This window comes from Burkholderia sp. HMSC10F09 (genome assembly GCF_001806955.1).
In the GTDB taxonomy this organism is placed as follows: Bacteria; Pseudomonadota; Gammaproteobacteria; order Burkholderiales; family Burkholderiaceae; genus Burkholderia; species Burkholderia multivorans.
Genome location: NZ_KV786689.1, coordinates 1 through 6,751 on the forward strand (window position 1 = coordinate 1; position 6,751 = coordinate 6,751).

Sequence of the window (6,751 nt, forward strand, 5' to 3'; positions counted from 1 at the left end):
CGGCCGCCGCGCGTTCAGCGCCCGTAGCTGCCGGTGCGCAGCGCGGGCTGGAGCGTCGACGCGCCCGGCGGCACGATCGCGACCGGCACGCGGCGCGCGAGCGCGCACATCAGCTCGTAGCCGATCGTGCCGCTCGCTTCGGCCACGTCGTCCACCTTCACCTGATCGCCCCACAGCTCGACGCTCGAGCCGATCCCCGCGTTCGGGCACGGCGTGAGGTCGACCGTCAGCATGTCCATCGACACGCGGCCGACGACGCGTGTGAGCACGCCGTCCACCGCGATCGGCGTGCCGGTCGGCGCGTGACGCGGATAGCCGTCCGCGTAGCCGCACGCGACGACGCCGATCCGCATCGGCCGCTCGGCCGTGAAACGGCGGCCGTAGCCGACCGTCTCGCCGGCCGCGAGCGACTGCACGCCGATGATCTTGCTCGTCAGCGTCATCGCGGCCATCAGCGGCGTATCGGCGATGTGCCGCGACGCGCCGGTCGGCGAGGCGCCGTACAGGATCGTGCCGGGCCGCACCCAGTCGCGGTGCGCGCGCGGATGCCAGAGCACGGCGGCCGAATTCGACAGCGTGCGCTCGCCGGGAATGCCGGCCGTGGCGGCGTCGAACTGCGCGAGCTGCCAGTCGATTTCGCCTTCGTCCGCATTCGCGAAATGCATCATCAGCGTGATCCGGCCGATCGACGGCGCGCTCGCCGCGCGCTCCCACGCGGCGCGGAATGCGTCGGGCCGGTAGCCGAGCCGGTTCATTCCGGAATTCATCTTCAGCTGGATGTCGATCGGCTGCTGCGGCCTGGCCGCGATCAGCAGGTCGAGCTGCTCGTCGCAGTGAACGGCGGCCGTCAGCCGATGGCGCTCGACGAGTTCGACGTCGGCCGGCTCGAAGATGCCCTCGAGCAGCAGCACGGGCTTGTCCCAGCCGAGTTCGCGCACGCGTACCGCTTCGTCGAGGTCGAGCAGCGCGATGCCGTCGGCGGCCGCGAGGCCCGGGTAGATGCGCTCGATGCCGTGGCCGTATGCGTTGGCCTTCACGACGGCCCATACGCGGGACTGCGCGGCTGTCCGGCGGATGAAGTCGAGGTTGTGGCGGACGGCGTCGGGACGGATATGGGCGACGATGGGACGGGGCATGTCGGGGCTCGTATCGATGGTCTTCGGCACGCGCGGCGGCGCGGGGCAGGCTCGCGCGAGAATGCGTCGAGCCAGTGTCGACCGCTATCTTATTGGTGTTCGACCAGTTTTAATTAACGTTTTTATCGCGGATTTGGTAGAAGTTTATGGTTCGCGCGACCGTCGCACGGCCATGACGCCCGAGTCTGCCGTCTAGAAAACCGGTGCACGACCGGCGCGCCGCAATGCTAAGCTCTCGCGACCTTGTCATTGATCAATGTAACCATAAGGAGGAGACGAAGATGACGACCTCGCAGCTATGCCTGTTCATCGTCGCGCTGTTGCCGTTCCCGATGACGATGCTCGCGAAGGCGCGCAAGGGCTATGACAATCACGCGCCGCGCGAGTACCTCGCAAAGCTTGAAGGCTGGCGTGCGCGAGCGCAGGCCGCGCACCAGAACGCGTGGGAAGCGCTCGCGCTGTTTACGGCCGCCCTCGTGGTCGCGTGGCATAACGGCGCGAACGCGCAGCACGTCGACCGGCTCGCGATCGCGTTCGTCGCGATCCGGATCGTCTATGCGCTGATGTATCTGCTGAACTGGGCGTCGCTGCGATCGCTCGTCTGGTTCGCGGGCATGGTCTGCATCGTGTCGCTGTTCTTCGCCGGCCCGTGACGGCCGTGCATCGCTGATCGTCGACCGGCGCGCGCACCGCGAGTGCGGATGCGCGCAGGATCGCCGACCGCTTCCCCTCGGCGCGCGTCGCCGATGCGCGCGCCCGAACCCTGACGCGACGTGCCGACGACGGCCGTCGCCGCTTCCGTTGACCTGCCCCGCAACGTCCTGCCGCGCCGACTGCATCGCGTCGCTCGCGCGCACGTCCTTTCCTCCGCCGCCACGCGTCGTCTCCGGCCGCGTCGCCCCCGTCCGGGTTCGTCTCGATGCAAATGCATGCTGCGCACTCTTTTGTTGTCGTTGTATTGCCGTTGACAACATATGTTGTATCGATATCTAATTACGCATCGCATGTTGCGATGCCGGCCGACGGGGTCGTTCGTGCCGGCCCGCGGCCGGCGCCTCGCTCGATCATGCCGAGAAGGCGACCCGATCGACCGGCCGCCGACGCCGCGACTGAAGGAATTCCTCAAACACGTGTCCTGAACCTCTGACCGATACGACATGCCGCTTACCGTTTCTCCCGTCATCGCCGGCACGCCGTTCGACATCGGCGTGCGCCTCGGGGAGCTCGCGCGCCCGGTGTTCGACGCGTACATGCAGCAAAGCCGCGCATGGGCGGCCGTGCGCCGCTGGCGCGGCCACCCGTTCGTCGATGCGCTGCGGCAGGCCACGCTCGCCGCCTGTCCCGATCTCGTCGCGGAGCTCGACGGGATCGCGGCCGGCGTCGGCTGGCACGCCGACGACATCTTCCTCTGGAATTGCCGCGGCGAACTGATCCACAACGCGCCGGACGGCTGCACGACGCTCGCCGCGCGCGGCGCCGGCGGCACGCGCTGGATCGCGCACAACGAGGACGGCGATCCGTTCCTGCGCGAGCGCTGCCTGCTCGTCGACGTGAAGCCGCACGGCAAGCCGGGCTTCGTCAGCTTCTACTACCCCGGTTCGCTGCCGGGCCATACCTTCGCGGCGAACCGCGCCGGCATCGCACAGGCGATCAACAATCTGCGGATCCGCACGCCGGCCGTCGGCGTACCGCGCATGATCCTCGCGCGCGCCGTGCTCGACGCGACGTCGCTCGACGCGGCGCTCGACGTGCTGCGCGCGCACGCGCGCGCAAGCGGCTTTCATCACACGCTCGGCGCGACCGGCGATGCGCGGCTGATGAGCGTCGAAGCGAGCGCCGCACGCTGCTCGGCGATCGACGTCGCGCAGCGCGCCGGCCACGCGAATCATCTCGTGCATCGCGGCAGCGAAGCGGAACCGCAGATCGTGACGCAATCGTCCGACGATCGCCAGCGGCGCGTCGACGTGCTGCTGCCCGAACTCGACGCGATCGACGAAGCGGCGTTGCGGCGTGTGCTCGCCGACCGCGCGCCGCACGGGCTGCCCATCTATCGCGACGATCCGGCCGATCCCGACGACGAAAACACGCTTGCGACGGCGGTGTTCGCGATCGGCGCGTCGTCGATCGATTTCACGATTCATCAGCACGGCGCCGCGTGTTACGCGACGCGCATCGTTCCCGACGCACGCGCGCACGACGCGCACTGAACCATGAGGCAACGCATGACGAACGTTTTCCATCGCGCGCCGCGCGCCACCTTGCCTGTCGCCGTGGCCGGCGACGGCATCGAGATCATCGATTCGACCGGCAAACGTTACATCGACGCCTGCGGCGGCGCGGCCGTCTCGTGTCTCGGTCACAGCAACCAGCGCGTGATCGACGCGATCAAGCGGCAGGTACAGCAACTGCCGTATGCGCATACGTCGTTCTTCACGACCGACGCGGCCGAGGAACTCGCCGACCGGCTCGTCGCCGCGGCGCCGGCCGGCCTCGAACACGTGTACTTCGTGTCGGGCGGCTCCGAGGCGATCGAGGCCGCGCTGAAGCTCGCGCGACAGTATTTCGTCGAGAAGGGCGAGCCGCAGCGTCGCCACTTCATCGCGCGCCGGCAGAGCTATCACGGCAACACGCTCGGCGCGCTCGCGATCGGTGGCAATGCGTGGCGGCGCGAACCGTTCCTGCCGCTGCTGATCGAAGCGCATCACGTGAGCCCGTGTTACGCGTACCGCGAACAGCGCGCCGATGAAACCGAGGAGGCGTTCGCGCAGCGCCTCGCCGACGAACTCGAAGGCAGGATCGTCGAGCTCGGCGCGGAAAACGTCGCGGCGTTCGTCGCGGAAACGGTGGTCGGCGCGACGGCCGGCGCGGTGCCGCCGGTGCGCACCTACCTGAAGAAGATCCGTGCCGTGTGCGACAAGTACGGCGTGCTGCTGATTCTCGACGAGATCATGTCGGGGATGGGGCGCACCGGCTATCTGTTCGCCTGCGAAGAGGACGGCGTCGCGCCTGATCTGCTGACGATCGCGAAGGGGCTGGGTGCCGGCTATCAGCCGATCGGCGCGACGCTCGTCAGCGACCGCATCTACCGGACGATCGTCGACGGATCGGGCTTCTTCCAGCACGGTCACACGTATCTCGGCCATGCGACCGCGTGCGCGGCCGCGCTCGAAGTGCAGCGCGTAATCGCCGAAGACAATCTGCTCGACAACGTGCGCGCGCGCGGCGAGCAGTTGCGCGCGGCACTGCGTGCGCGTTACGACGCGCATCCGCATGTTGGCGACGTGCGCGGCCGCGGCCTGTTCGTCGGCGTCGAACTCGTGCGCGATCGCGACAGCAAGACGACGTTCGATCCCGCGCTGAAGCTGCATGCGACCATCAAGCGCGAGGCGATGCAGCGCGGTTTGATGGTGTATCCGATGGGCGGTACGATCGACGGGCGCCACGGCGACCACATCCTGATCGCGCCGCCGTTCATCTGCACCGCGCAGCAGATCGACGCGATCGTCGAGCGGCTGTCGGACGCGATCGACGCGGCGCTGGCCGCCGCGCGCGCATGACGACGCCCGGACGCACACGTTGCGGCGCTTGCCGCGTTCACCTTTTCATCGACCGTCGATCGTGATGACAGACAGACTGCCTCCATTCGATGCCGCCACCGCGTCCGACGCGCAGAAGGCGGTGCTCGCCGAGATCCTGAACGGCCCGCGCGGCAACCTGAACGGGCCGTTTCTCGGCTGGATCGCGAGCCCCGAACTCGCGCAGCATGCCCAGCGCCTCGGCGCGTTCTGCCGCTACCGGACCGGGCTGCCGCTGCGGCTGTCCGAGCTCGCGATTCTCGTGACGGCCGCGCGCTGGCGCTCGCAGGCGGAGTGGCACATCCACTATCCGATCGCGCTCGACGCCGGCGTGCCGGCGGCGACGGCCGACGCGATCCGCCGCGGCGTCGAGCCGCCGTTCGAGTCGGACGACGACGCGCTGATCCATGCGTTCGCGACCGAGCTGTACGACACGCGGCGCGTGAGCGACGCGACGTTCGCGCGCGCACAGGCGCGCTTCGGGCACGCGGTCGTCGTCAATCTCGTCGCGCTGCTCGGCTACTACGCGCTCGTCGCGATGACGCTCAATACGTTCGATATGCGCGCGGACGGACAAACTGAATTGCCGTTTCCGGAATAATCTGCACGCCCGCGCGCCGGCGCGGCCGCGCGCGGGTTTGCGCGCGTGCCGCGGCGCACGCGTGACAGCGCAAGAAATTTTCTCCGTCATTAGAATGCCGTCAACTGGCTTACGGGGAATCGGAAATGCGTTGGCTCCTGTTGATCGTCTTTCTCGCGTGCGTCGTCTACACGCATCGACGGGGCAGGGTGCGACACCGGTTTTTCCGCCAACTGTCCGATCATTCGACGTTCACGGCGCCGCTGAACTGCTTTTCGTATGCGTTTTCGGCGGTGCCGACGACACCGTTCATCGACACGCGTCATTTTCCGGAACTCGAGGCGCTGCGACGCGAATGGCGCACGTTCCGCGACGAGGCGATTGCGTTGCGCGACGCGAGCCGCATCAAGGCGTCGGACGCATACAACGACATCGGCTTCAATTCATTTTTTCGCCGCGGCTGGAAGCGCTTCTATCTGAAGTGGTACGACGCGCCGCATCCGTCCGCGCAGGCGCTGTGTCCGCGGTCGGTCGAGATCCTGTCGCGCTTTCCGTCGATCAAGGCGGCGATGTTCGCGTCGCTGCCGCCGGGCGGCACGCTCGGGCTCCATCGCGATCCGTACGCGGGCGCGCTGCGCTACCACCTCGGGCTCGATACGCCGAACGACGACGCGTGCCGGATCGTCGTCGACGGCGAGCCGTACGCGTGGCGCGACGGCGAAGCGGTGATGTTCGACGAGACGTATCTGCACTGGGCCGAGAACCGCACCGAGCACGACCGGATCATCCTGTTCTGCGATATCGACCGGCCGATGAAATTCCGCTGGGCGCAGTGGATCAACGATGCGTTCGGGCAGCTGCTGATGCGCGCGGCCGCGTCGCCGAACGAGACCGGCGACCGCACGGGCGGACTCAATCGCGCGTTCCGCTATCTGTATATGATTCGGCTCGCCGGCAAGCGGCTGAAGGCGTGGAATCGCACGGTCTACTACATCGTCAAATGGGCGCTGTTCGGCGGCATCGCCGTCGCGATCTTCTGGCTCTGAAAGTAGGCCGCGGCCGATCCGTCCGACGATCGGCCCGAGATGCAACCAAATGTATTCGTCCGCGATGGCGCGGCGGCGCTCGAGTATGATGGCTTGTTCACGTCGTTCCGTCGGTGAGCAAGCATGACGAGTACCCGTAAGACCCTGATGATTGCCGGTGGGCTGCTGGTCGCCGCAGCGGCCACCGGATACGTGATGTTGCTGCGCGCGGATCATCGCGCGATCGCCGAGGCCGGCTTGGCGGATTCGTCCGCGCCTGGGCCCGCGCCCGCACCCGCGATTGCCACGCCGCCTGCAGGCGACAGCCATACCGCGCAAGGCGCGATCGCGCCGCCCGTCGCGAAGGCCTCGAGCGCCGCGCACCCGACCCTTTCCGCTTCCTCCGCACCCGCGGCGATCGCGCCGGCGCCCGCC

The 6,751-nt window shown here is 68.1% G+C and carries 6 protein-coding genes and 1 pseudogene; 6 read left to right on the forward strand and 1 reads right to left on the reverse strand.

Annotation, left to right across the window (positions count from 1 at the left end):
• Nucleotides 1-14: 14 nt before the first annotated feature.
• Complete coding sequence (alr, locus tag HMPREF3115_RS12955; protein WP_070554656.1) at nt 15-1,136, reverse strand: alanine racemase; 1,122 nt, start codon at nt 1,134-1,136, stop codon at nt 15-17.
• Between the two features lie 281 nt (nt 1,137-1,417).
• Here alr and HMPREF3115_RS12960 point away from each other — a divergent pair, with 281 nt between their 5' ends.
• The 6 genes and pseudogenes from HMPREF3115_RS12960 to HMPREF3115_RS29185 form a co-directional block, all read left to right on the forward strand.
• Complete coding sequence (locus HMPREF3115_RS12960; RefSeq protein WP_006403843.1) at nt 1,418-1,789, forward strand: MAPEG family protein; 372 nt, start codon at nt 1,418-1,420, stop codon at nt 1,787-1,789.
• Between the two features lie 504 nt (nt 1,790-2,293).
• Complete coding sequence (locus HMPREF3115_RS12965) at nt 2,294-3,343, forward strand: C45 family autoproteolytic acyltransferase/hydrolase (RefSeq protein ID WP_070554658.1); 1,050 nt, start codon at nt 2,294-2,296, stop codon at nt 3,341-3,343.
• A gap of 15 nt (nt 3,344-3,358) precedes the next feature.
• Nucleotides 3,359-4,693 carry an aspartate aminotransferase family protein gene (locus tag HMPREF3115_RS12970; RefSeq protein ID WP_070554660.1) on the forward strand — a complete coding sequence of 445 codons (1,335 nt, stop codon included), beginning with the start codon at nt 3,359-3,361 and terminating at the stop codon, nt 4,691-4,693.
• 64 nt (nt 4,694-4,757) lie between these two features.
• Nucleotides 4,758-5,312, forward strand: coding sequence for a carboxymuconolactone decarboxylase family protein (locus HMPREF3115_RS12975; protein ID WP_035946135.1), 555 nt, complete (start codon nt 4,758-4,760; stop codon nt 5,310-5,312).
• Nucleotides 5,313-5,437: 125 nt separating this feature from the next.
• The gene (gene lpxO / locus HMPREF3115_RS12980) at nt 5,438-6,337 is read left to right on the forward strand and encodes a lipid A hydroxylase LpxO (protein WP_035487807.1); all 900 of its coding nucleotides are present in this window, start codon (nt 5,438-5,440) and stop codon (nt 6,335-6,337) included.
• A 123-nt stretch (nt 6,338-6,460) separates the two neighbouring features.
• Nucleotides 6,461-6,751 (forward strand): annotated as a pseudogene (locus HMPREF3115_RS29185) (hypothetical protein); the annotation flags it as partial.